Source organism: Corallococcus sp. AB038B, from assembly GCF_003668955.1.
GTDB classification, from domain to species: Bacteria; Myxococcota; Myxococcia; order Myxococcales; family Myxococcaceae; genus Corallococcus; species Corallococcus exiguus.
Genome location: NZ_RAWO01000020.1, coordinates 71,587 through 93,348, shown reverse-complemented (window position 1 = coordinate 93,348; position 21,762 = coordinate 71,587). Strand labels below are relative to the sequence as shown.

The following is a 21,762-nucleotide window of genomic DNA, read 5'->3' as shown; positions in this document are numbered from 1 at the left end:
GTTTACGAGGATGCGCCTTCGTCCGGGCGAGGACAGGGTTTCTGGAACGGAGGCGCACGAACTGTCCGACACCGGAGGGGTCGCCTCCGGGACGGAGGGACAGCGGGAGGGGCACCAGTACTGTGCGTGCCATGCGGCTGCGAGGGCATCAGTCAGGCAGGTGGGGACGGCGCGTGGGGGCGCTCCTGGGGGTGCTCCTGGGGTGGGGTGGGGCGGAGGCGAAGGGGCTCCACGTGGAGTACGACCTGCAGACGCCGCTGTTCCTGGACCGCACGTACCTGTTCGTGTCGCCCAGCCGCATCCAGCGGCAGGGGGACCCGGACTCGCCCTTGCCGCTGGTCTTCGAGGGCCAGTTCGCGCCGAACCTCTTCCTGCCGCAGTTGAAGCTGGACGACTTCAAGGAGGACGGGCGGGAGACGCTGTTCTCGGCGGTGTTCACGCCGAACATCCGGCTGCGGATGGCGAACACGGACAGCAACCCCATCCTGCCGCCGTCGTACCTGATGAAGTTGACGCTCCAGGCGGCGCACCTGCGGCTCCTGCACGGCCCCGACAAGGACGGAGCGCCCCGGGTGCTGGCGCTGGGGTTGAACGTCATCGCGGGGCACTACTCCAACGGCGAGGACGGGTGCTTCTTCGCGAACCAGACGGGGACGGACCCGAACTGCGAGCCCGCGGAGGGCACGCTGCCGTTGAATGAAATCACGGGGAGCTTCTCCACGAACGTGCTGCGCTTCGAATTGCACAGCCGGCTGGGGTTCGGAGTGGATTTGCACCGGCTGAGTGCATGGCTGGTGGGGGCGAATGCCTTCTACGAATTGAACTCAGCCATTGGACCCGGAGGGATGAGCCCGGCGCAGCGCCACGTGTATGGGAATGGGCACTGGGGGGTGGGGTTGGTGGGGGAGCGCGAGGTGAACGGGAACCGCTTCCGGCTGGAGGGTTCGTTCTCGCATCCATTCGGTGAGACGCCGGCGCAGCGGGGAACGCTGAGCGTGGAGGTGGCGGCGAATCCGCGCTGGGCGTCCGGCTTCGGCGTGTTCGCCAGGTATGTGCGGGGGCAGGACTACTACAACATCCTCTTCCTGGAGCGCATCAGCCTCTGGCAGTTCGGGCTCGTGTTCGAGCTGAACCCGGGAGCGAGGTTGAAGACAGACAGTGGGAAGCCCCCTGGCTTCCAGTGACGTTCGTCCCGACGTGGGCTAAGCACGGCACCGACATGGACACCTCCGCTTCCCCGCGCACCGTCACCGGCCGCGTCGACGTGCATCCCCGTGGCTTCGGCTTCCTCACCGTGCAGAAGCCCGGCACCCCGGAGGTGCTGTCCGCCTTCATCCCTCCTCCGGACCTGAACCCCCTCTTCGCGGGTGACGTCGTCTCCGCCACCGTGACCGCGTCTGGCGAGGGCCGGTGGACCGCGTCTGGCCTGTCGCTCGTGGAGCGCACCCGCACCGTCGTCTACGGCGAGGTCGTGTCGCGCAAGGGCGCCTTCTTCCTGCGCATCGACAAGGAGGTCTCCAACACCGACTGGCCCCTGGACCCGGGCACCACCGCCGTCCAGCACAACGACGCCGTCGTCGCCCGCATCGCGGACGGGAAGGTCGTCCTCCTCTACAAGCTGGAGCCCGGCGCCGACCGCTCCCTGGAGCGAGTCATCGCCCGCCACGGCCTCCATCGGGACTTCCCCTCGGAGGTCGTCCAGGAAGCCCTCCGTGCGAAGGAGACCCCCCACGCCCTGGGCGGCGCCCGGCGAGACCTGCGCTCCATCCCCACCGTCACCGTGGATGCGCCGTCCACCCGCGACATCGACGACGCCATCTCCGTGCTGCCCGCAGGCCCCGACGGCGCCGTGCGCCTGCTCGTGTCCATCGCGGACGTGAGCGAGTCCGTGAAGGAGAACACCCCCCTGGACCTGGAGGCCCGCGCCCGCGCCACCAGCGTGTACCTGGCCGGCCGCGTGCTCCCCATGCTCCCGGAGGAGCTGTCCGCGCACTGGCTCAGCCTGGTGCCCAACGAGGAGCGCCACTGTCTCACCGTTGAATTGCGCATCGACCCCGACGGCCGCGTCACCGCCGCGGATGTCTATGAAAGCCTCATCCGCTCCTGGGCACGGCTGAACTACGACGAGGTCGCGGCCTTCCTCGACGACAACTCCATCTCTCCCGCCATGGAGCCCGTGCGTGAGGCCATGCCCTGGTTCCGCCTGGCATCCGCGCGGCTCGCCGTATCCCGAGCGGCTCGCGGCGGCATGGCCATGTCCCGCGACGAGGCGCGCTTCACCTTCGACACCGCCACCGGCGTCGTGTCCGGGCTCGCCGGGGAGAAGGACACCTCCGCGCACAACATGATTGAGCGCTTCATGGTCGCGGCCAACGAAGCCATCGCCACCTGGTTGATGACCCGTGGCGTGCCCACCGTGTACCGGGTGCATGAACAGCCGGATCCGCAGCGCGTGGCGGACGTGAACGCGTTCGCGTTGCACTCGGGATTCGCGGCGGGCTTTGGCGCGCAGATCACCCCGCTGGCCCTGGCAGCGTTCGACCGGCAGATCTCCGGAGCGAAGGCGGAGGCCGCGCTGCGCTCGGTGCTGCGCCGCTCGCTGGGCCCGTCCCGTTACACCGTGAAGCCGGGCCCGCACTTCGGGCTCGCGGCGTCGCTGTACCTGCACTTCACGTCGCCCATCCGCCGGTACGCGGACCTGGCCGTGCATCGGCTCATCAAGGCGTACCTCCACGGCCGGCGCGACTTCGTGCACGAGGACCCGGAGATTGAAAAGCTCTCCCAGCACATCAACGTGCGAGCCCGCTCCGCCAGCCGCGCGGAGGTGGACCGCCACCACGAGTTGGAAGCGCGCTTCATGTCCACCCGCATCGGGCAGCAGTTCCCCGCGCGCATCGTGCGCGTGAAGCCCTTCGGCCTGGTCGCGCAGCTGGATGGCATGTGGGTGGAGGGCATGGTGCCGGCGGAAGGACTCGCGGGCGGCCCCTACCGCCCGGACACGCGCGAGCTGTCCATGGTGGGCAAGACGCGGACCTTCACCGTGGGCATGCCCATCAACGTGAAGGTCGTCTCCACGGATGAGCAGCTGGGCCGGGTGGAGTTCGCCCTGGTCGAATAGCCATGGGCGCGATATCGGCCAAGGAGATCGACGGTTACGAATTCGATTGGCTCGCGAGCGACGTGGAGGGACACGTCGCCCTGCTGAGCACGGCGGGGGGAGGTTATGTGCCGTGCGAAGTCTTGCAGGACACGGACGCCCTGGATGCCGCCATCAACGCCATTCTCGTGTCCCCTGTCTCTTCAGAGGTGCGCTTCGCGCCGAGCGTGGCGGAGGGCTGCGAGAACACCTGGCGGATGATGGCGGAGCGGGGCGTGTTCGCGTTCGACGCGGATCCGTATGGGGGACCGTACAAGCGGGTGGCCATGCCCGAGCGACCCATCCAGGTCGGGGAGCTGGCTGAGGCCGCCAGACCGTTGGTGCGCCGGATGGCCCTCGAAGGTCTGCGGTTCTCCGAGCTCGAAAAGATCGACAACGACGTCCTGGTTCGACGGGACGGACCGAAACCCTGATTGAAAAGCATGAGTGAACCGACAGACCCTGGCTTTCATGGCACCTATACGTGGGAGGTGCCGGATGAAGGCCCCGGCGCACAGACCTCCCCACGGCATTTCTTCCCCGGGAACACCGCCGCAGGACAGGACGGCTTGCTGGTGCGTGTCACGCCAGCAGGCGGTGCACCCTGGCTGGGGATGTTCGCGTCCGGAAACGTGAAGGGTGCGGGAGTCAGCCGCGTCCTAGCAATGCCAAGCCCGGAGAAGCTCTGTGTCGTGTCACGAGGTGCGGGCTATCTCGTCACGGTCCGCGACCCCAGCACTTGGGAGCCAGTCCAGGTGGCGCCCGTGACGGACGTCCGCGCCGTGCCTGCGGCTGGAGTCGTGGTGTTCGCGGACTTCACCGAAATGGTGGCCTACGGCGCGGAAGGCCTGCGGTGGCGGACGAAGCGGCTGTCATGGGATGGCTTGAAGATCGTCCAGGTGACGGAGCGCTCCATCATCGGTGAGTACTGGGACATGCGGACGGAGGCGACGCAGACGTTCGAGGTCGACCTCGCCACGGGAGCGCAGAAGGGCGGCGTGGATGAGTGACGTGTTCTCGATTCCTGACGAGCTTGAGCTTCTTGAGTTCTTCAGCGCGGAACCGGTCGAACGGTCCGTCGAGGATGGCTACTGGTGCTACGAAGTCTCGGACCGCCGGGGCGTCAGGCTGCGGTTCTCATTCAATCTCTTCGAGCGCTCGGTGCAAACGGCCCTTCAGGTCATGGACTTGCCACTGATCACTGTCTCCCATGAAGGGGCAGAATCAATGACAGTCTCGGGCAAGACCATGACATGCCGCTTCTCGTATCAAGGAAGTGATGCCCGGCTGGTGCTGCGCCTGAATGATTCAATCAACCTGGATTGGTTAAGCCTTCGGAAATACTGAACATGGATTACGACGCCGTCATTGCTTCACTCCGCCCGGACGTCCAGCGTGGCCTCTCCGTGGATGATACAGTCGTGGCGCTCCATGACGCAGGCCTGCCTCTAGCCAAGAGCATCATGGGGCTGGCGCAGCTCCATGGCCTGCCCTTCGGTGATGCGAAGTTCATCGCCGCGGGCCACCCTGTCTGGCGCGGCATCGTCAAGGCAGCAGAGCCACTGCACCAGGAGCTGGAGGACTACGCGGAGAAGATGAAGGGGGGCGGTAATCCCGATGATCTCTGAGACAAGCAAGGCCTGGATTCAAGCCGGGAAGATCCTCGCGGAGAATCCAGGGGCCCAGGTCCGCTGCCCGGAGAAGGCAGACGGTTTCCTCACCGTTCACGATGAGGTCAGTTCAACAGACCCGACACGATTCGAGCGGTATCTGGTCTGTGACGTGTGCGGAGCACGCAACATCATCCTCATGCGTGCTTCGCCCGGGACGGAGTAACTCACCCCGCCAGCGGCAACCCGTCCGTGGACTCCACCAGGACGTTGCCGGGCACCCAGCCCAGCAGCCCGGTGGACGACCTCACCAGGTACAGGACCTCCCCCTTCGCGGGGACGCTCGCGGCCAGCACCGTCACCTTGGAGCCCTGCGCCGTCGTGGCCAGCACCGCGGAACCCGTGCGGCTCTGCGTCAGCGGGAAGGACTTCTTCACCGTGGCCGTGACCTCCTTCCCGGGCTCGGCCGTCACCGCGTACAGCTCCTGCGGCACGTGCACCAGCTTCCACGCCTTGCGGTCCAGCGTGTACTTGTCCCGCTTCTGCCAGAACGCCATCCACCTATCGACCAGGACGATGCCGTTGCCCTTCGCCTCGGTCAGCGCGTGCACGTTCCCCAACAGCTTCACTGCCTTGCCGTCGTAGCCGTAGACGAAGTAGCGGTGGCCGTCGTCCAGCTCCCCCAGCGTCTGGACCAGCAACTCCTTCCACTTGTCGCCCGTGTCCAGGTCCACCACCTGGAAGCCAGGCACTTCGTTGCCGGACGCGTCGCCCTTCAACGTCGCGCCGCCCACCTTCAAGGTGAACTTCCCGTCCTCCCCCGCCGTGAGCGACACCGCGTCCGGCTTGCCGTCCCCGTCCAGGTCCACCTGCGCGGACTTCACGAACTCACTGTTCTGCGCGGAGGCAGGCGCACCGGTGAGCAGCACAGCGGACGACAACACGGCCAGCAGGGACGTCTTCACGGGAGCAGGACCTCGGTCGGAGAACAGGACCCCGCCACGCTAGCCGCCCGAGCGGCGGAAGCGCCCCCGGAAGTGCTGGTCCAGGTACACCTCCGCGTGCGCCAGGGATTCTCGTGTCTCGGGAGCCAAGGTCAGCGAGGCCGCGGCTACCCGCGCCTGACGCATCGCGGGACCCCTTCCGCCCTCAGCGGAACCCACACCGCGCACCACCGTGTCCACCTTGGCGTGCGCGGTATCCACTACGCCCTTCGCCTCCTCCAGGGACACCTCTCCCTCCGCCAGCGCGTTGAACAGCTGGCAGCGGTAGCGGCGGCAGGCCTCCGGGCGGTCCGCGTACACCGTGCAGCACAGGCCCTCCAGGGCAGCGCAGCGCTGGGGAAGAGCCAGAGCGCCGTCCTCCTTCACTGTGAGAGAGAGGCCCCGCTGGCGCAGGGCTTCCGCCTCGGCGGGCCGCAGCGGCACCTGGGTGAAGAGGGTGCCGTCACAGCACATGCCGCAGTGGAGACAGAGGGTGGACAGGGCGGAGGACATGGCGGGCTCCCGGGATAACGCCTCGTGGGGAGGCGAGTCATCCCCGACGTGTGTCGCCCCGGCCTCCGTCCCTCCAAGGCAATCCATGTCTCACCAGTAGACATGCGACATGTCCCTCGTGTTCCATGTGTCGGAACCACCCTGTGTTTCTGGGGTCCGCACGACCCGAGGGGAGGGACAGAGCTGAACCTGTCTCGGAAGGCCATGCGTCTGTCCGTGAAGGAAATCCCCGGCGAGTGAGAAACCAATTCGCGACAGTCCAATGCGTGGCCGCCGCTCCAGCCCGAAGGTCTCAGTGCAGAAGGAGTGAATGATCTCCACTCTGTGGGAATCCGAGTTCCCCGGGTCACCCGTAACTTGGGGACACCACGGTTACTTCGGACGTCGTAGAATCAAGCCCCGTAGCACCTCAGGGAGCCCCCGCATGCACACTGACACTCACGACGCGCCGGCCGGCCGCGAAGCCCTCCTCGGATATCGGGTGGGAACCGAGCTCAGCGCGGCGGCCTCGTTTGGTTCGGACTTCTCTCCCGGGCGTCTGGTGCAGTTGTCCCTGGAGCATCTGACGCTCCACCTGGAGTCGCGCACGGTGCCCCGCAAGGGACAGGCCGCGTCCGTGGTGGTGGGTGAAGGCGAGCGGTGGGCCACCGCGCTGGACGCGGAAGTGATTGGCGTCAACGCCATGCGCCCGGAGGTGAGCCTGCGCTTCGTCGCGCCGCCGCTGGACGCGGGCCGCCGCATCGTGGGCCTGTTGGAGTCGCTGCGTGACAACGGCCTGTTGCTCACGCCGGAGACGCGGCCCGTGTGGCGCGAGCAGATCGACCACGCGGACCGCGTCGCGCGCATCTGTGAAGCGCTCGCGTCCCGCCAGGCCCGCGGTGTGCTGCGCTCGCGCGATGGCCAGACCGTGGCGGAGGTCACCTGCGCCTTCTTCGAGCCGCTCCAGGACGCGTTCGGCTGGCAGCTGCACGGCGTGCTCCCCCCCGGGCCCCTCACCCTGGAGGCGTTCGGCTACTCCAGCGTGGTGCACTTCCAGATGGACGCCGCGCGCGTGGAGGGCGGCCTGCTGCTGATGCCGGCGCCCACGTCGCTGGTGCGCTTCCGCCACCGCTGGCTGCGCCGCACGCAGGCCGCCGCGTCCTGCACGGTGGAGTTCGACCACCCGCTCTGGCCCCAGGTGCACGTGCACCGCGGCCTGCTGGATGTCTCCTACGAAGGCCTGTCCTTCCTCACCGAGCCCGGCGAGGACCTGATGTACCCGGGCCTGCGCCTGCCGGTGATGGAGGTCGGGCTGGAGGGCCACGCGCCGGTGCGCCTGCGCGCGGAGGTGCGCAACATCTCCAGCACGCCCAACGGCCGCCGCTGCGGCGTGAGCGTCCGGCCCCTGGACGCCGAAGGGGCCCGCGCGTGGCGCGCGCTGGTGGAGGCCCAGGCCCATCCCACCACCAAGGTGGAAGGCGACTGGAACGACGCCACCTGGAAGCTCTTCGAGCGCTCCGGCTACTTCCGCCTGCCGGGCAAGGAGCCGGAGAAGTTCACCAGCCTGCGCGACCAGTTCTCCCGCACGCAGGACAAGCTCCAGGAGGCGCCGCTGCTGGGCTACCGCGTGGTGCGCCCCGCGGAGGACGGCATGGAGGCCACGCTGTCCGTGCTCAAGCCCTACGCGGGCAGCTGGATGGCGCACCAGCTGGCGCGGCACCAGCCCCCGGGCAGCCGCTCCACCGCTCGCGAGGCCCTGCGCGACATCTACCTGCGCGGCTACGAGCCCACCCAGGTGGACCCGGAGGTGAAGTGGTTCTTCGCCTACTGCGAGGCGAACGTGCGCTGGGTGCGCTACACGAAGTTCGACTTCGCCACCTGGTACGCGCACACCGGCCAGACGTGCCTGGTGCCCTTCCGCCTGATGGAGGGCGAGGTGGACAGCACCTGGACGCAGCCCGCGAACATCCGCATGGGCACGCCCACCCAGGAGGAGCGCGCCAGCTTCTTCGCCCGCGTGGCCACCACCCAACCGGAGGCCTACCGGGAAGCGCTGGACCTGGTGCCGGAGCGCTTCGACCTGGAGACCACGCGCACCGGCTGGGGTGACGCGGGCCTGTCCCGCGAGCGCGAGCTGGTGGTGGCCCGTCATGAAGGCCGCGCCGTGGCCTTCGCGGTGTTCGAGTCCGCGCAGCCGGGCCTCAACCTCTTCAACGTGCTGGACGGCGTGCGCCTGGTGCCGCTGGAGGATGACTCGCGGCCGGAGGTACAGGACGCGTTCGTGGCGCTGCTGGGCCGCGCGGCGGAGTGGTACCGCGCGCGCGACCGCAAGGTGTTCGTCCACTACGTGGAGGCCACCTGCGTGGAGTACGCGGAGCGCGTGTCCCTGGCGGACCTGGGCGACGGCAAGCTGTGGGTGATGTCCGCCCGCCTGCTGCCGGAGTTCCTGGAGCACCTCTGCGAGTCCACCACGCCGCGCGCGACGTAGTGGACTCGTGGGCGGGGGGCCCTGGAGCAGCGGCTAGAGCCCTTCGTCGTCCGGGTCCGGGTAGGACTCCAGCTCCTCTTCTTCCTCCTCCACCGGGACGGGCGCCTTGGCGTGGCGGCCCTTGCCGCCCTTGGTCTCGCGCGCCGGAGCGCCGACGTCCGAGTCCGGGCCCACGATGTAGCCCTGGCGCCCCTGCTGGATGCGGCGCAGCAGCCCTTCCTGCTCCAGCGCCTCCAGCAGCCGCGCGAAGGTGGAGAAGCCGTGGTCGCGCTCGTCGAAGTCGGGCTCCTTGCGGACGATGGTCTCCTTGACGAGCGACGGGTTGAGCGGGCCGGTCGCGCGGCGCAGCAGGCTCTGCACCACCTCGCGCGCGACGGCGGGCACCTCCGCCTTGGGCTTGCCGCCCTTGGACTCGGCGGCTTCCTTGCCGCCCTTGTCGTGGCCCTTGTCGTGGCCCTTCCCGCCCCGCTTGCCGCCCTTGCCCTCGTCAGACTTGGAGCCCCGGCCGCCGTGGTCCTTGTCCTTGTGCGAGGACTCGCCCCGGTTCTTGGGCTTCATGTAGATGAACTGGTCGCACGCCCGCACGAACATCTGGGAGCTGGCCTCGCGCACGGCCAGGCCAATGACGGTGCGGCCGTTCTCACGCAGCTTGTACGCCAGGGGGCAGAAGTCGCTGTCGCCGGAGGCGATGACGAAGGTGTCAATCTGCTCGCGCGCGTAGCACAGCTCCAGCGCGTCGATGACCAGGCGCATGTCCGCGCTGTTCTTGCCAGCACGGGTGGAGGGGGGCACGTCCACCAGCTCCACGCCCACGTCGTGCAGGCGCTGCTTCGCGTCCTCGAAGCGCGACCAGTTGCAGTACGCGCGGCGGAAGACGACCTTGCCCTGCTCCAGGAGCTGGTCCAGGGCGGGCTGCAGGTCGAAGTTGTTGGCGCTGATGCCGGTGTTGGTGACCAGGTTCTCGAAGTCGATGAAGAGGGCGATGCGGTGCTGCTCGTCGGTACGTCCAGCCAAAGGTGCCTCGTATTCGTATGCGAGCGGTCCTTGGCTCGCGTGCGCGCCACCCTACTGTGGGGAAGCTGCCTCACGCACGGCCTGTGTTCCGCCGCTGAACATTCAGTGCTGCCCACCCTACGTTTGAGCGGAAAGCCCGGGGGCAGCGCCCCCGTGCCACGGAGGTGTCACCATGATGCACGGATTCACCAGACGTTGGCGAGCCATGGCGTGGACCGCGCCGACGCTCGGTCTCTTGTTGTGCGCGGGTCCCGCGCTGGCGAGTGAGCCCACGGTCACCAAGGACGGCGACCAATCCGGGCAGATGGTGGCGAATTACACCAATCCGGCGAGCAGCAGCCCGTCGAACGTCCCGAGCACCATCCCCACCCTGACGCCGAACATCGTCGCCCCGGGCCAGGCCGTGCGGCAAATCAACCTGGACCCGAACAAGATGCGTCAGGTCAGCGGACCCGTGGTGAAGCGGTCCGGGTTGATTCTGTACGTGCAGGACGTGACCGGGCCGGTGGTGCCACTGGATATGAGCAACCTGACCATCTACAAGCCGCCGCTCAAGGGTCAGCAGGTCCTGGCCCTCTACCAGGTGGACGAGACGGACAACGTGGCCCTGTCCCTCCAGGGGGAGAAGCAGGACTAGTTCGGTTTCGCGCCGCCGCCGCGCACCTCGTCCAGGACGCTCAGGTCCACGAGCCCCGCGACGTCGTCATTGGGGATGAAGCCCAGTGACTTCGCGTGCTCGGCGGACGTCTTCAGCGCGGCGGGCACCGGGTCCAGGCTCGGCTCCAGGCGGGAGAACGCGTCCTGGAGCACGGGCGCCGGCAGGGGCTTGCGCGTGAGCTGGCCGAAGGCGGCGTTGACGGACGTGGCGAAGGCCGCCGGGTCCGCGCGCCAGCGCTCGGTGAGCCGCACGTGGATGCCCAGGAGCGCCGCGATGCGCGGGCGCTGCGTCTCCAGCACCTTCTTCGTCGTCACCACCACCGTGGTGGGGAAGCGCTTGTCCGGCCACAGGTCGCGCTCGTCCACCAGGATGTGACCGCCCCCTTCGGCGAGCATGCGCGCGCCCCAGGGCTCGGGCACCCACGCGCCCTCGATGGCGCCCTGGAGGTACTGGGCCAGGATGTCCGGGTTGCTGATGGGAATCACCTGCACGTCGCCGCCCGCGTCCGTGGAGATGCTCAGCTTCTGGGCCTTCAGCCAGTGGCGCAGGGCGATGTCCTGCGTGTTGCCAAGTTGTGGGGTCGCGAGCTTCCTACCCTTGAGCTCCGCGGCCGTCTTCACGTTCTTCACCACCAGCACCGCGCCGCCGTTCACCGCGCCCGCGATGATGCGCAGCTCCTTGCCGGCCTTGAGGTACGTGTTGATGGCGGGGCCCGGGCCCACGTAGGCCACGTCCACGGAGCCCGCCACCAGCGCCTCCATGGCCGCGGGGCCCGCGTTGAACTGCCGCACCTCCACGTGGCCCATGCCGGGCTGAGAGCCGAAGAGCCCCTCCGCGTTCGCCACCAACGCCTGCGCGTGCGTGATGTTGGGGAAGAAGGCCACGCGCAGGGGCGCGTTGGCGCCAGAGGGCGTGTCCTTCTTGCAGGACGTGACACCCGTCAGGAGGAGGACGCAGACACCGAGGAGCAGGGACAGCGGACGCGCGGAAGCCATGGTGCGTCACGCTATTGGAGATTCCCCACCTGTTATCAATGCCCGTGAGGGCAGAAGCGTCTTTCGGCTCACACGGACGGCGTCAGGCCCCACCGGCGCCGCAGGCGCGTCTCCACCGTCTGGAAGAGGACGCGATCCACCGTGATGCCGATGAGGATGATGGCCAGCATCACCGCCATCACCTGCGACACGTCCATCAGCTCGCGGCCCATGGTGAGCAGCTGGCCCAGGCCGCCGGACACGAAGAGCAGCTCGCCCGCGAGCAGCGCGCGCCACGCGAAGCTCCACCCCAGCTTGAGGCCGGTGACGATGCCGGGCAGCGCGCCGGGCAGGAGCACGCCGAAGTAGAAGCGCAGGCCCCGCACGCCCAGCGTCCTGGCCACGCGGGCCAGCTGCGGGTCCAGGCCGTTGACCGCGTCCTCGGTGGCGATGGCGATGCCCAGCACGCTGCCCATCACCACCACGAAGAGGATGGCGGTGTCGTTGAGGCCGAACCACAACAGGGCCAGGGGCAGCCAGCAGATGGAGGGCAGGGCTTGCAGGCCCATCACCACCGGCTTCACCGCGTTGCGGAAGAAGGACAGCCGCGCGATGCAGATTCCCAGCGGCACGCCGATGCCCACGGACATGAGATAGGCGCGCGTCAGCCGGCCCAGCGAGCGCAGCGTGGCGCCGCCCAGCTGTCCGTCGCGGGCCATGGCGATGAGCGCCTGGACCACCTCCAGCGGTCCGGGGAACAGGTGCTTGTTCCACACGCCCGAGCGTGACAGCCCCTCCCAGAGCGCGAAGAGCAGCGCGATCATCCCCAGCTTCTGCGCCCACTTCAGCATGGCTGATGTCCCCTCTAACGGCCGGTCACGACGCTGGCGCGAGGCAGGCTGGACGGCGTGCGCGTGCGGCGCTGCACGGGCTCCGCGGGAGGGACCTCCAGCGCGTTGTCCTCCGAGGCACGCAGGCGGTGGCGGATGTCGCGCGCCATCGCGTCCAGGGACGGGTCCTCCAGCGAGCGTGGCATGGGCAGGTGGATCTCCAGGTCCTCCACCACGCGGCCCGGACGGGGCGCCATCAGCACCACGCGGGTGCCCAGCATCAGCGCCTCCTGCACGTCGTGGGTGACGAACACCACCGTCTTGCCGGAGCGCAGCCAGATGGCCTGCAACATCTCCTGCATGTGCACGCGCGTCTGGGCGTCCAGCGCGCCAAAGGGTTCGTCCATGAGCAGCACGGTGGGGTCCACCGCGAGCGCCCGGGCCAGGCTGGCGCGCATCTTCATGCCGCCGGAGAGCTGGTGGGGCAGCGTGTCCTCGAAGCCCTCCAGGCGCACGCGCTGGATGAAGGCGTTGGCCCGCTCGCGGCGCTCGGCGCGGGGCACGCCCCGGGCGCCCAGCGCGAAGGTGATGTTGCCGCGCACGGTGAGCCACGGGAACAGCGCGGCCTCCTGGAACATCAGGAGCCGGTCCGGACCGGGCCCGTGGATGGGCTTGCCGTCAATGGCCACGCGGCCGCCGGTGGGCACCACGTGGCCGGCGAGCGCGTAGAGCAGCGTGGACTTGCCGCAGCCGGACGGGCCGAGCAGGCAGACGAACTCACCCGAGCGGACGTTGAGGTTCACGTCCTTCAGCGCCACGACCTTGTTGGAGTAGTGGTGGTCCAGCTGGGCGATGGAGATCTTCGCCCGGTCCGCGTCCACGTTCGCGGGCCGCAAGAGGTAGGGCGCCGCTCGGCGCAGGCCCCGCATCCGCTCGATGAGGCGTCGAAACATTCGCCACAACCTATTCACCTGCCCCGCGGTCGCACAGGAGGGGCCTGGAAGCGGGCAGGCGCCTTGCAGTGTAGGGCAGGAGGTGAAGTCCGAGGTGCCCGTCCGCCTGCTTTTCGACGCGCTCTGTTGTCCGTCAGGAGACGGTGGCCCGCTCCGCCTTGCGGTGCGCCAGCGTGCGGGAGAGCAGCCACAGGCTCAGGGCGAGCACGCCCAGGCCCACGACGGTGAAGGCGCCGCCCACGCGCAGCGACGCCTTGCGGTCGTCCTGGAACACCTCGAGCGCGTCCGTGCGTGGACCCGTGAGGTAGCGCCGCACGGTGTCCGCGAAGGCCTGGGCCTCCGGCTCGGCTTCCGTCCACTGGTAGGCGAGCGGCTGGACGCCAGAGCGCGTCTGCAACTGGGCCCGGAAGATGGGCGCCGCGCCCTTGCGGGTGCTGCGGCTGCGGGCCACCTCCACGCCATGGATATCCGCGGGCGCGTAGCGGCCCACCTCGTCGTGGCTCAACCAACTGGAGCGGCTGAGGACGCACGGGCCCTGGGGTTCGCATCTCAGGTCCATGCGCGCGTTCTGGCCGAGGAAGAACACCCCCAGCACCAGGAAGGGCAGGGCGAGCATCAGGAAGGCCGTGGCACCGATGGCGGTGGCGCGGCTGCGTCGGTAGGCGGGGGGCGCACGCACGGCCTGTTTCTATAGACCCGCGCGCCCCAGGGGGGAGTGCTTTCGAGTGTCGCCCTCCAGGCAGGCGGGCGGCCCGGGCTGTTCAGCGGCGGTCCCCTCTGGCGGGCCGGGTGGGGAAACGCAGGGCGGCGGACGGGCACTTGCGACATGGGTCCCAAGTCCGCACCCCTTGTCCTGGGACATTCAGCACTTCGCCCGGAAGGAGTCCTCATCCCATGAAGGCCGTGGCCGTCATGTTCCCCTCGCGCGAGGTGCGCGTCCTCGACGTTCCCGAACCGCGGCTGCACTCGCCCACCCAGGTCAAGGTGCGCACGCTGGAGGTGGGCGTGTGCGGCACCGACCAGGACATCCTCAAGGGCCAGCACGGCGCGGCGCCGAAGGGCGAGGACCACCTCATCCTGGGCCACGAGTGCCTGGGCGAGGTGATGGAGGTGGGCGCGCACGTGCAGGGCCTGAAGCCGGGGGACCTGGTGGTGCCCCGGGTGCGCAGGCCCTGTCCGCACACGCGCTGCCCGGCGTGCAGCCACGGCTACCCGGACTTCTGCGTGACGGGGGACTACACGGAGCGCGGCATCCAGGGCGCGCACGGCTTCTGCTCGGAGCACTTCGTGGAGGACGCGGCCTACCTGCACAAGGCGGACGACGACTTGCGCGGCGTGGCCGTGCTCACCGAGCCGCTCACCATCGCGGAGAAGGGCCTGCGCGAGGTGGCGCACATCCAGTCCCGCCTGCCGTGGAAGCTGAACCCCGGCAAGGCGCTGGTGCTGGGCGCGGGGCCCGTGGCGCAGCTGGGGGCCATGGCGCTGATGCGCGCGGGCTTCGACGTGACGGTGTACTCGCGCAGCCCCAAGCCCAACGAGAAGGCCGCCGCATCCGAGGCGGTGGGCGCGCCGTACATCTCCTCGAAGGAGGTGACGGTGGAGGCCTTGAAGAAGCAGCTGGGCGGCGTGGACCTCATCTACGAGGCGACGGGGGCGTCGAAGGTGGCCTTCGACTCGCTCCAGGTGCTGGAGGAGAACGGCGTGCTCATCTTCACCGGCGTGCCCGGGCGTGAGGAGCCGCTGGAGCTGCAAGGTGACCAGGTGCTGGGGCAGCTCGTCCTGGGCAACCGGGTGATGTTCGGCACGGTGAACGCGTCGGACAGCGACTTCCGTGAAGCGCTGGAGGACCTGGCCCGCTTCCGCGCGAAGTGGCCGGGGCGGGTGGAGGCGCTCGTCACCCAGCGCCACCCGCCGTCGGAGTTCGCGAAGGTGGTGGAAGCGAAGGGCGGCATCAAGCACGTCATCTCATTCCAGGAGCATGCCCGGTGAACCTGCATCACTCGGACCTGAAGGGCGGCGTGGCCATCGAGGACCACGGCATCATCGGCGACCTGCGCACGGTGGCGCTGGTGGGCTACGAGGGCACCATCGACTGGATGTGCTTTCCACACTTCGACAGTCCCAGCATCTTCGCGGCGCTGCTGGACCCCGAGAAGGGCGGGTACTGGCGCGTGTCCCCGGAGCCGGACAACGTCCAGAAGCGGCAGTTCTACTGGCCGGACACCAACGTGCTGGTGACGCGCTTCTACACGCCCGACGGCGTGGGGGAGCTCATCGACCTGATGCCGCTGGGCAAGGGGGCGAGGGCGGAGGGGCGCGAGGTCCTGCGGCGCATCCGCGTGGTGCGCGGGCAGATGTCCTTCCGCATGGAGTGCTTCCCGGCGTTCAACTACGCGCGGGACGAGCATGAGACGCACGTGGTGAACGGCGGCGCGGCCTTCGTCTCCAAGGGCCTGAGCATGCAGCTGGTGACGCCCATCCCGCTGAAGCAGGACAAGAACGGCGTCGTCGCGCACTTCACGCTGAAGGAGAGCCAGTCCGCGGTCTTCACCCTGCGCGAGGGCGGCGTGGAGGGCTGCCACCACCACCTGCACACGCACGACTCCGCGGAGAAGCTCTTCCGCGACACGGTGGACTACTGGCGCCACTGGGTGTCCAAGTGCAAGTACACGGGGCGGTGGCGGGAGATGGTGCAGCGCTCGGCGCTGGCGCTGAAGCTGATGACCTTCGAGCCGTCTGGGGCCATCATCGCGGCGCCCACGTGCAGCCTGCCGGAGTCCCCCGGCGGCACGCGCAACTGGGACTACCGCTTCTGCTGGCTGAGGGACGCGGCCTTCACCGTCTACGCGTTCATCCGCATCGGCTTCAACGAGGAGGCCGCCGCCTTCATGCGCTGGGTGGAGAAGCGCTGCGCGGAGAACGGGGATGGGCCGCTGCCGCTGATGTTCCGCCTGGACGGCAGCCGGGTGCCGGACGAGGAGCAATTGCATCACCTGCGCGGCTATGGCGGCGCGCGTCCGGTGCGCATTGGCAACGCGGCGGCGGACCAGCTGCAGTTGGACATCTACGGCGAGCTGATGGACTCCGTGTACCTGTCCAACAAGTACGCGGCGCCCATCTCGTATGACTTCTGGCGGCACCTGCGGCGGCTGGTGGATTGGGTGTGCGACCACTGGCAGAAGGAGGACGAGGGCATCTGGGAGATTCGCGGTTCGCGCCGGCACTTCGTCTATTCGAAGCTGATGTGCTGGGTGGCGCTGGACCGGGCCATCCGGCTCGCGGACAAGCGCAGCCTGCCGGCGGACCGGGCGAAGTGGCTGAAGACGCGCGACGCCATCTTCGAGGAGATCATGGAGAAGGGCTGGTGCCAGGAGAAGGGCGCCTTCATCCAGGCCTACGGGCACGAAGCGCTGGATGCGGCGAACCTCCTGATGCCGCTGGTGTTCTTCCTGTCGCCGGTGGATCCGCGGATGATCTCCACGCTGGACGTCATCCGGAAGGCTCCGAAGGAGGGAGGCCTGACGTCGGACGGCCTGGTGTTCCGCTACGAGGCGGACGAGAAGCTGGATGGGATTGAAGGCAGCGAAGGCACCTTCAACCTGTGCAGCTTCTGGCTGGTGGAGGCGATGACGCGCGCGAGCAGCGTGCGGCCGGACCTGCTGGACGAGGCGCGGCTCATCTTCGAGCGGATGCAGGGCTACGCGAACCACGTGGGGCTGTACGCGGAGCAGACGGGCATGTCCGGCGAGGCGATGGGCAACTTCCCGCAGGCGCTCACGCACCTGTCGCTCATCAGCGCGGCATATAACCTGGACCGGACGTTGGGCCGCCACGATTGACGGAGGGGACGGTAGACTCGCGCGCACCCGCCATGCCCGACCTGTACCCGCTGCTGTTCCGTTTCGCCGTCAAGGCGGATGCCCAATACGACGTGCTGAGCCGCCGCGTGCGCAAGGGGCTGGGCATCGCCCCGCCGCTGCGCATCCTGCCGTACCGGGGCTACGGCACCCCGGAGCGCGTGGTCATCAAGGCGCGCGTGCTGGAGGAGCGCAAGGTGACGCCCCAGCGCCAGCGCCACACGCTGTGGAGCAGCGCCGTGGCCTCCTACAAGCGCTACATGACGCGGGAGATTTCCAGCGCGCACGTGGCGGTGCGCTGGGGGGACAAGCGCTGGGAGGGCGTGACGGACGAGGAGGGTTTCCTGGAGCTGTGGGTGCCTCCGCCCGAGGGCGTGCGCTCTGGCTGGCACATGGTGGAGCTGGAGCTCCTATCGCCGGAGGCGGAAGGGGTGCCTCGCGTGTCCGCGCCGGTGCGGGTGGCGGGGACGAGCGCGGAGTTGGGCGTCATCAGCGACATCGACGACACGGTCATCGCCACGGGGGTGACGGATCCGCTCAAGCGCGCGTGGGCGTTGTTCCTCACGGAGCACCGGGGGCGGCTGCCCTTCCCGGGCGTGGACGCGTTCTACGCGGCGCTCCAGGCGGGTGCGAGCGGCACGGCGGACAACCCCATCTTCTACGTGTCCAGCAGCCCGTGGAACCTCTACGAGCACCTGGACGAGTTCCTCTCCATCCACCGCATCCCCATTGGCCCGCTGCTGCTGCGCGACTGGGGCCTGTCACGGCATGGCTTCGCGCCGGGCGGGGGACACGGGCACAAGCTGGACAAGATTCGCGGCGTGCTGGAGACGCTGTCGCATCTGCCCTTCGTGCTGATTGGGGACAGCGGCCAGGAGGACGCGGAGCACTACCGCACCATCGTGCGCGAGTACCCGGGCCGCATCCGCTGCGTCTACATCCGCAACGTGCCGGGGGGCTCCAAGCGCGGCGAGGAGATGGAGACCATCGCGAAGGACATCCGCGACGCGGGCAGTGAGCTGGTCGCCGTGGACGACACGGTGGCCGCCGCGAGGCACGCGGCGCGCGCCGGATGGATCCGCTGGGAGGAGGTCCCGGAGGTGGAGGCCCACCGCCGCGAGGACGCCGCGCGGAGCGCCCTGGGCGAGCGGGGCTGAAGATTTCCAACCCCGCGCGTCACGGCGCGGTGACACGTGAACGGGTGACGTGTTGTGGCTTGAGGGCAGGGAGAGGGCTGTGGCACACGCGGGGCCTCCCTCGTTTCATCCCCCGAGGTCGTCCACATGTCGCGAAACACCCTGAAGTGGTCCGTGCTGGCTTCCGCGCTGTTCCTGGGAGCGTGCAACAACGCACCGTCCGAGCCGGCGCCCGAGTCCACCCAGTCCGTGCGCACGGTGGAGTCGAAGCTGAGCCAGATCGAGCTGGAGTGGGAAGGCCCCACGCCGCTGCTCGAGTCGATCATGGAGGCCGGCAACGACGAGTGCGACACGCACAACAACTGGTGTGACGGCACGCTGGACGTCTACGGCTTCCCCTGGTCGTCCACGCAGACGCCGACGCTGTCGGACGCGGTGGAGTCCGTGTTCGCGCTGATGCAGGACCCGCGCGAGCAGAGCCGCATCACCTGGCAGGACCAGGGCACCGTGCCGTTCAGCACGCTGTCCGACGCGCTCTTCTTCTTCGACGCGCTGGACCCGCACCTGCTCACGGAGATTGGCAACGGCACGGAGCAGGTGCAGATCCGCTACTTCTACAGCTCGTACCTGGTGGCGCCGGGCGCGCATGACTGGAACCACCTGTTCATCGTGCTGTTCCCCCAGTCGCACCGCGTGGCGGTGTTCAACCTGGTGAACCACGAGATTTGAGCCGTCCCCCGCTCAGGCCACGGGGCGCCCGCTCTGCATCTGCACCATGCGGATGGCGCGCTCCATGAGCTCACCCTGGGCGGAGCGCTTGTCGTTGGTCGTGGTGGCGGTGCGCCGCCGCCACGTGCCGTCCGTGCCCAGCTCCCACGCACCGCTGGTGTCCACCATGCAGCGCTCCACCACGTCGCGCACCTGCGCGGCCAGGGTGGGGTCCTCCACCGGCGCCAATATCTCCACCCGGTGGTCCAGGTTGCGCGGCATCATGTCCGCGGAGCCGATGTAGCACCGCGACGTCGCGCCACGCTCGAAGGTGTAGATGCGCGGGTGCTCCAGGAAGCGGCCCAGGTTGGACACCACCCGGATGTGCTCCGACACGCCCGGCACCCCCGGCCTCAAGCAGCAGATGCCTCGCACGTTGAGGTCCACGCGCACGCCCGCGCGGGACGCGTCGTAGAGCGCGCGGATGATGCCCGGGTCCACCAGCGCGTTCATCTTCATCATGATGCGCGTGGGCGTCTCCGGCGTGTGCGCCGCCTGCGTCTTCTTGATCTCCTCCAGCAGCCCTTCCCGCATGGTCAGCGGCGCCACCAGCAGCTTGCGGAAGGAGCGCGGCCGGCCGAAGCCGGTGAGGAAGTTGAAGACGTCCGCCACGTCCGCGCCAATGTCCGGGTCCGTGGTGAACAACCCCAGGTCCGTGTAGAGCCGCGCCGTCTTCGGGTTGTAGTTGCCCGTGCCGATGTGCACGTAGTGCCGCACCCGCTCGCCCTCGCGCCGCACGATGAGGATGGCCTTCGCGTGCGTCTTCAGGCTGGGAATCCCATACACGACGTGCACGCCCGCCTCTTCCAGCGCGTTCGCCCAGCGGATGTTGGCGCGCTCGTCGAAGCGCGCCTTCAGCTCCACCATGCACACCGCCTGCTTGCCGTGCTCCGTCGCGCGGATGAGCGCGGGCACCAGCGGGGAGCTGTCCGACGTGCGGTACACCGTCTGCTTCAGCGCCAGCACGTCCGGGTCCTCCACCGCCTCGCTCACGAAGCGCTCCACGGAAGATGCGAAGGACTCGTAGGGGTGGTGCACCAGCAGGTCGCCCCGGCGCATCGCGGACATCACCGTGCCCCCGCCGTCCGCGGACTCGTTGTCCGTGCGCAGCCGTGCCTGCGTCACCGGCGTCCACGGCGGGTCGCGCAGCTCGGAGAAGCCCGGCGTCATCGCCAGCGACATCACGTCCGCCAGGTCCAGCAGGCCGTGCTCCTCGTACACCTGCCGCGGCTCCAGCGTCAGCGCCTCCACCAGCGGCTCCAGCAGCTTCGCGTTCATCCCCGCTTGGATCTCCAGGCGGATGACGTCCCCGAAGCGGCGCTGGCTGATCTCCGTCTCCACCGCCTTGAGCAGGTCCTCCGCGTCCTCGGACACGGTGTAGTCCGCGTCGCGCGTCACGCGGAACAGGCTCCAGTTGAGGACCTCCATCCCGGGGAACAGGTCCCCCAGGTGCTGCGCGATGATCTCCTCCAGCGGCACGAAGAACGTGCCCCCCTTGAGCGGCACGAAGCGGGGCAATATCTCCTTGGGCACCTTCACCCGCGCCACGCTCTCGTCTTCCGCCACCGGGTCGCGCAGGAGCACCGCGAGGCTCAGGGACAGGTTGGAGATGTACGGGAAGTGCCGCCCCAGCCCGATGGCCAGCGGCGTGAGCACGGGGAAAATCTGTTCGCGGAAGCGCTGCTCCATCTGCGCGCGTTGATCCGCGTCCAGCTCCTTCATGGACAGGATGCGCAGCCCCTTCTCCGCCAGCGCGGGGCGCAGCACCTTCTCGAAGCAGTCCGCGTGGCGCCGGCCCTGCTCCAGGATGCCCGTGTGCAGCTTGTCCAGCGTGTCGCCCGGGGACGCGCCATCCGGCACCAGGCGGCCCACGCGCGCGGCGATCTGCTCGTGCAGCCGCGCCACGCGGATCATGAAGAACTCATCCAGGTTGCGCGCGTAGATGGAGATGAATTTCAGCCGCTCCATCAGCGGCATCTCCGGCGACTCGGCCAACTGCAGCACCCGGTCGTTGAAGGCCAGCCACGACAGCTCCCGGTTGAAGAACAGGTCGCTGTCCGGCAACTCCGTGCCCGGGGGAACGACGTCCCGGTCCATGGTCTTCTGGGGGGTGCCTTTGGCGGCGGCGCGCTTCGCCATGACGTGTGACTCCTCCTAGGTGTTTCTCAGGGTGTGCCCTCTAGCAGTCTCGCACCGCGCCGATTGTGAACTCGCACGCCTGGCCTGGAACCGGACATCCGGGCGTATCCCACCCTGGATGACCCTGGCAGTGGCCAGCGAGGCGTGCGGGCTGTGGACTCCCCGGCAGTCCATCGCTTGAATCCGGCGGCCACTGACGGCATTCAAGAGGGGTGAACGCTCCCAATTCCTCCTTCCCGGCCATTCCGGACGGTGCCCCGGCGGACACGTCCCCGGACGCCCTGTTCACGGCCTTCCGCGCAGGGTCCCAGAAGAAGTCCAACCGCTTCACCTTCACCTGGTTCGTGGCCGCGGCGGTGCCCGTGGTGCTCGCCCTGGGCTTCTTCACCCTTTGGCGTGCAAACGGAACGTCCTTCTCCGTCGTCACGCCGCACGGCATCAAGGTGCTGCGCGCGGGGATGACGACCCAGGAGGTCGGGGGCCTGCTGGGCCACCCGCTCACGCTCCAGAAGCAGGGCGAGCAGGACTGCTACCGCTACGGCCGGCCCAACTTCGTGAACGAGGTCTTCGTCGTGTACTCGGTCTGCTACGAGCAGGGGCAGGTGCGCGACGTGCTCACGCACCAGTACTCGGCCTGGCAGATAGACCCCGCGACCGGGGCCTTCATCGCGCCCGGCCAGGAGCCGCCCGCGCCCAAGAACCCGGCGGGGTAGCCGCTTTCAGC

General features: G+C 68.8%; 21 protein-coding genes. 13 read left to right on the top strand and 8 right to left on the bottom strand.

What is annotated here, in order from left to right; translation table 11 throughout:
* Positions 1–173: 173 nt before the first annotated feature.
* From D7Y04_RS41285 to D7Y04_RS41260, 6 genes are all read left to right on the top strand, one after another.
* Positions 174–1,184 (top strand): hypothetical protein, encoded by a 1,011-nt coding sequence (locus D7Y04_RS41285; protein ID WP_233601821.1) that lies wholly within the window; start codon positions 174–176, stop codon positions 1,182–1,184.
* Between the two features lie 35 nt (positions 1,185–1,219).
* Entirely contained in the window at positions 1,220–3,118 is a 1,899-nt protein-coding gene (locus D7Y04_RS41280; RefSeq protein ID WP_121762910.1) for a ribonuclease R family protein, read from the top strand.
* Positions 3,119–3,120: 2 nt separating this feature from the next.
* Positions 3,121–3,570 (top strand): hypothetical protein, encoded by a 450-nt coding sequence (locus D7Y04_RS41275; RefSeq protein WP_121754775.1) that lies wholly within the window; start codon positions 3,121–3,123, stop codon positions 3,568–3,570.
* 258 nt (positions 3,571–3,828) lie between these two features.
* Positions 3,829–4,146 (top strand): hypothetical protein, encoded by a 318-nt coding sequence (locus D7Y04_RS41270; protein ID WP_147477310.1) that lies wholly within the window; start codon positions 3,829–3,831, stop codon positions 4,144–4,146.
* Complete coding sequence (locus tag D7Y04_RS41265) at positions 4,139–4,483, top strand: hypothetical protein (RefSeq protein WP_147477309.1); 345 nt, start codon at positions 4,139–4,141, stop codon at positions 4,481–4,483. Before D7Y04_RS41270 ends, D7Y04_RS41265 begins: the two co-directional genes overlap by 8 nt.
* A gap of 2 nt (positions 4,484–4,485) precedes the next feature.
* Positions 4,486–4,764 (top strand): hypothetical protein, encoded by a 279-nt coding sequence (locus tag D7Y04_RS41260; RefSeq protein ID WP_121762903.1) that lies wholly within the window; start codon positions 4,486–4,488, stop codon positions 4,762–4,764.
* Between the two features lie 209 nt (positions 4,765–4,973).
* On the opposite strand, the gene D7Y04_RS41250 is transcribed toward D7Y04_RS41260, so the two are convergent.
* Positions 4,974–5,711, bottom strand: coding sequence for a VCBS repeat-containing protein (locus D7Y04_RS41250; RefSeq protein ID WP_233601820.1), 738 nt, complete (start codon positions 5,709–5,711; stop codon positions 4,974–4,976).
* Positions 5,712–5,750: 39 nt separating this feature from the next.
* Positions 5,751–6,242, bottom strand: a complete 492-nt coding sequence (locus D7Y04_RS41245) for a YkgJ family cysteine cluster protein (protein WP_121762901.1) — start codon at positions 6,240–6,242, stop codon at positions 5,751–5,753.
* 424 nt (positions 6,243–6,666) lie between these two features.
* Between D7Y04_RS41245 and D7Y04_RS41240 the strand changes: the two genes are divergently transcribed.
* Positions 6,667–8,709 carry a PilZ domain-containing protein gene (locus tag D7Y04_RS41240; protein ID WP_121762900.1) on the top strand — a complete coding sequence of 681 codons (2,043 nt, stop codon included), beginning with the start codon at positions 6,667–6,669 and terminating at the stop codon, positions 8,707–8,709.
* A 33-nt stretch (positions 8,710–8,742) separates the two neighbouring features.
* Here D7Y04_RS41240 and D7Y04_RS41235 read toward each other — a convergent pair whose 3' ends face one another.
* Positions 8,743–9,723: an NYN domain-containing protein gene (locus tag D7Y04_RS41235; protein ID WP_120597755.1), complete on the bottom strand. Its 981-nt coding sequence runs from the start codon at positions 9,721–9,723 to the stop codon at positions 8,743–8,745.
* Between the two features lie 205 nt (positions 9,724–9,928).
* Between D7Y04_RS41235 and D7Y04_RS41230 the strand changes: the two genes are divergently transcribed.
* Positions 9,929–10,360 (top strand): hypothetical protein, encoded by a 432-nt coding sequence (locus D7Y04_RS41230; protein ID WP_120597756.1) that lies wholly within the window; start codon positions 9,929–9,931, stop codon positions 10,358–10,360.
* On the opposite strand, the gene D7Y04_RS41225 is transcribed toward D7Y04_RS41230, so the two are convergent.
* From D7Y04_RS41225 to D7Y04_RS41210, 4 genes are all read right to left on the bottom strand, one after another.
* On the bottom strand, positions 10,357–11,376 hold the full coding sequence (locus tag D7Y04_RS41225; protein ID WP_120597757.1) for an ABC transporter substrate-binding protein: 1,020 nt from the start codon (positions 11,374–11,376) through the stop codon (positions 10,357–10,359). The genes D7Y04_RS41230 and D7Y04_RS41225 overlap by 4 nt on opposite strands.
* A 68-nt stretch (positions 11,377–11,444) precedes the next feature.
* Entirely contained in the window at positions 11,445–12,206 is a 762-nt protein-coding gene (locus tag D7Y04_RS41220) for an ABC transporter permease (RefSeq protein WP_120597758.1), read from the bottom strand.
* 14 nt (positions 12,207–12,220) lie between these two features.
* Complete coding sequence (locus D7Y04_RS41215) at positions 12,221–13,138, bottom strand: ABC transporter ATP-binding protein (protein ID WP_121762899.1); 918 nt, start codon at positions 13,136–13,138, stop codon at positions 12,221–12,223.
* 133 nt (positions 13,139–13,271) lie between these two features.
* A complete protein-coding gene (locus tag D7Y04_RS41210) occupies positions 13,272–13,817 on the bottom strand; it encodes a hypothetical protein (RefSeq protein ID WP_120597760.1) in 546 nt (181 codons plus the stop codon).
* Positions 13,818–14,032: 215 nt separating this feature from the next.
* Between D7Y04_RS41210 and D7Y04_RS41205 the strand changes: the two genes are divergently transcribed.
* The 4 genes from D7Y04_RS41205 (at position 14,033) to D7Y04_RS41190 (ending at position 18,860) form a co-directional block, all read left to right on the top strand.
* The gene (locus tag D7Y04_RS41205; RefSeq protein WP_120597761.1) at positions 14,033–15,127 is read left to right on the top strand and encodes a glucose 1-dehydrogenase; all 1,095 of its coding nucleotides are present in this window, start codon (positions 14,033–14,035) and stop codon (positions 15,125–15,127) included.
* Positions 15,124–16,977 carry a glycoside hydrolase family 15 protein gene (locus tag D7Y04_RS41200; RefSeq protein WP_121762898.1) on the top strand — a complete coding sequence of 618 codons (1,854 nt, stop codon included), beginning with the start codon at positions 15,124–15,126 and terminating at the stop codon, positions 16,975–16,977. The genes D7Y04_RS41205 and D7Y04_RS41200 overlap by 4 nt, the downstream gene beginning before the upstream one ends.
* Before the next feature lie 32 nt (positions 16,978–17,009).
* Positions 17,010–18,152, top strand: a complete 1,143-nt coding sequence (locus D7Y04_RS41195; RefSeq protein ID WP_121762897.1) for an App1 family protein — start codon at positions 17,010–17,012, stop codon at positions 18,150–18,152.
* A 126-nt stretch (positions 18,153–18,278) separates the two neighbouring features.
* Positions 18,279–18,860 (top strand): hypothetical protein, encoded by a 582-nt coding sequence (locus tag D7Y04_RS41190; RefSeq protein ID WP_121762896.1) that lies wholly within the window; start codon positions 18,279–18,281, stop codon positions 18,858–18,860.
* Between the two features lie 12 nt (positions 18,861–18,872).
* Here D7Y04_RS41190 and ppk1 read toward each other — a convergent pair whose 3' ends face one another.
* A complete protein-coding gene (gene ppk1, locus D7Y04_RS41185; RefSeq protein WP_120597765.1) occupies positions 18,873–21,038 on the bottom strand; it encodes a polyphosphate kinase 1 in 2,166 nt (721 codons plus the stop codon).
* A gap of 212 nt (positions 21,039–21,250) precedes the next feature.
* Here ppk1 and D7Y04_RS41180 point away from each other — a divergent pair, with 212 nt between their 5' ends.
* A complete protein-coding gene (locus D7Y04_RS41180) occupies positions 21,251–21,751 on the top strand; it encodes a hypothetical protein (protein ID WP_120597766.1) in 501 nt (166 codons plus the stop codon).
* Positions 21,752–21,762: the final 11 nt, after the last annotated feature.

Bases quoted from the DNA above. Each gene is read 5' to 3' on its own strand.
- D7Y04_RS41260 (WP_121762903.1), top strand. From the start codon at position 4,486: ATGGATTACGACGCCGTCATTGCTTCACTCCGCCCGGACGTCCAGCGT.
- D7Y04_RS41265 (WP_147477309.1), top strand. From the start codon at position 4,139: ATGAGTGACGTGTTCTCGATTCCTGACGAGCTTGAGCTTCTTGAGTTC.
- D7Y04_RS41205 (WP_120597761.1), top strand. From the start codon at position 14,033: ATGAAGGCCGTGGCCGTCATGTTCCCCTCGCGCGAGGTGCGCGTCCTC.
- D7Y04_RS41225 (WP_120597757.1), bottom strand. From the start codon at position 11,376: ATGGCTTCCGCGCGTCCGCTGTCCCTGCTCCTCGGTGTCTGCGTCCTC.
- D7Y04_RS41215 (WP_121762899.1), bottom strand. From the start codon at position 13,138: ATGTTTCGACGCCTCATCGAGCGGATGCGGGGCCTGCGCCGAGCGGCG.
- D7Y04_RS41220 (WP_120597758.1), bottom strand. From the start codon at position 12,206: ATGCTGAAGTGGGCGCAGAAGCTGGGGATGATCGCGCTGCTCTTCGCG.
- D7Y04_RS41280 (WP_121762910.1), top strand. From the start codon at position 1,220: ATGGACACCTCCGCTTCCCCGCGCACCGTCACCGGCCGCGTCGACGTG.
- D7Y04_RS41195 (WP_121762897.1), top strand. From the start codon at position 17,010: ATGCCCGACCTGTACCCGCTGCTGTTCCGTTTCGCCGTCAAGGCGGAT.
- D7Y04_RS41245 (WP_121762901.1), bottom strand. From the start codon at position 6,242: ATGTCCTCCGCCCTGTCCACCCTCTGTCTCCACTGCGGCATGTGCTGT.
- D7Y04_RS41230 (WP_120597756.1), top strand. From the start codon at position 9,929: ATGGCGTGGACCGCGCCGACGCTCGGTCTCTTGTTGTGCGCGGGTCCC.
- D7Y04_RS41240 (WP_121762900.1), top strand. From the start codon at position 6,667: ATGCACACTGACACTCACGACGCGCCGGCCGGCCGCGAAGCCCTCCTC.
- ppk1 (WP_120597765.1), bottom strand. From the start codon at position 21,038: ATGGCGAAGCGCGCCGCCGCCAAAGGCACCCCCCAGAAGACCATGGAC.
- D7Y04_RS41190 (WP_121762896.1), top strand. From the start codon at position 18,279: ATGTCGCGAAACACCCTGAAGTGGTCCGTGCTGGCTTCCGCGCTGTTC.
- D7Y04_RS41275 (WP_121754775.1), top strand. From the start codon at position 3,121: ATGGGCGCGATATCGGCCAAGGAGATCGACGGTTACGAATTCGATTGG.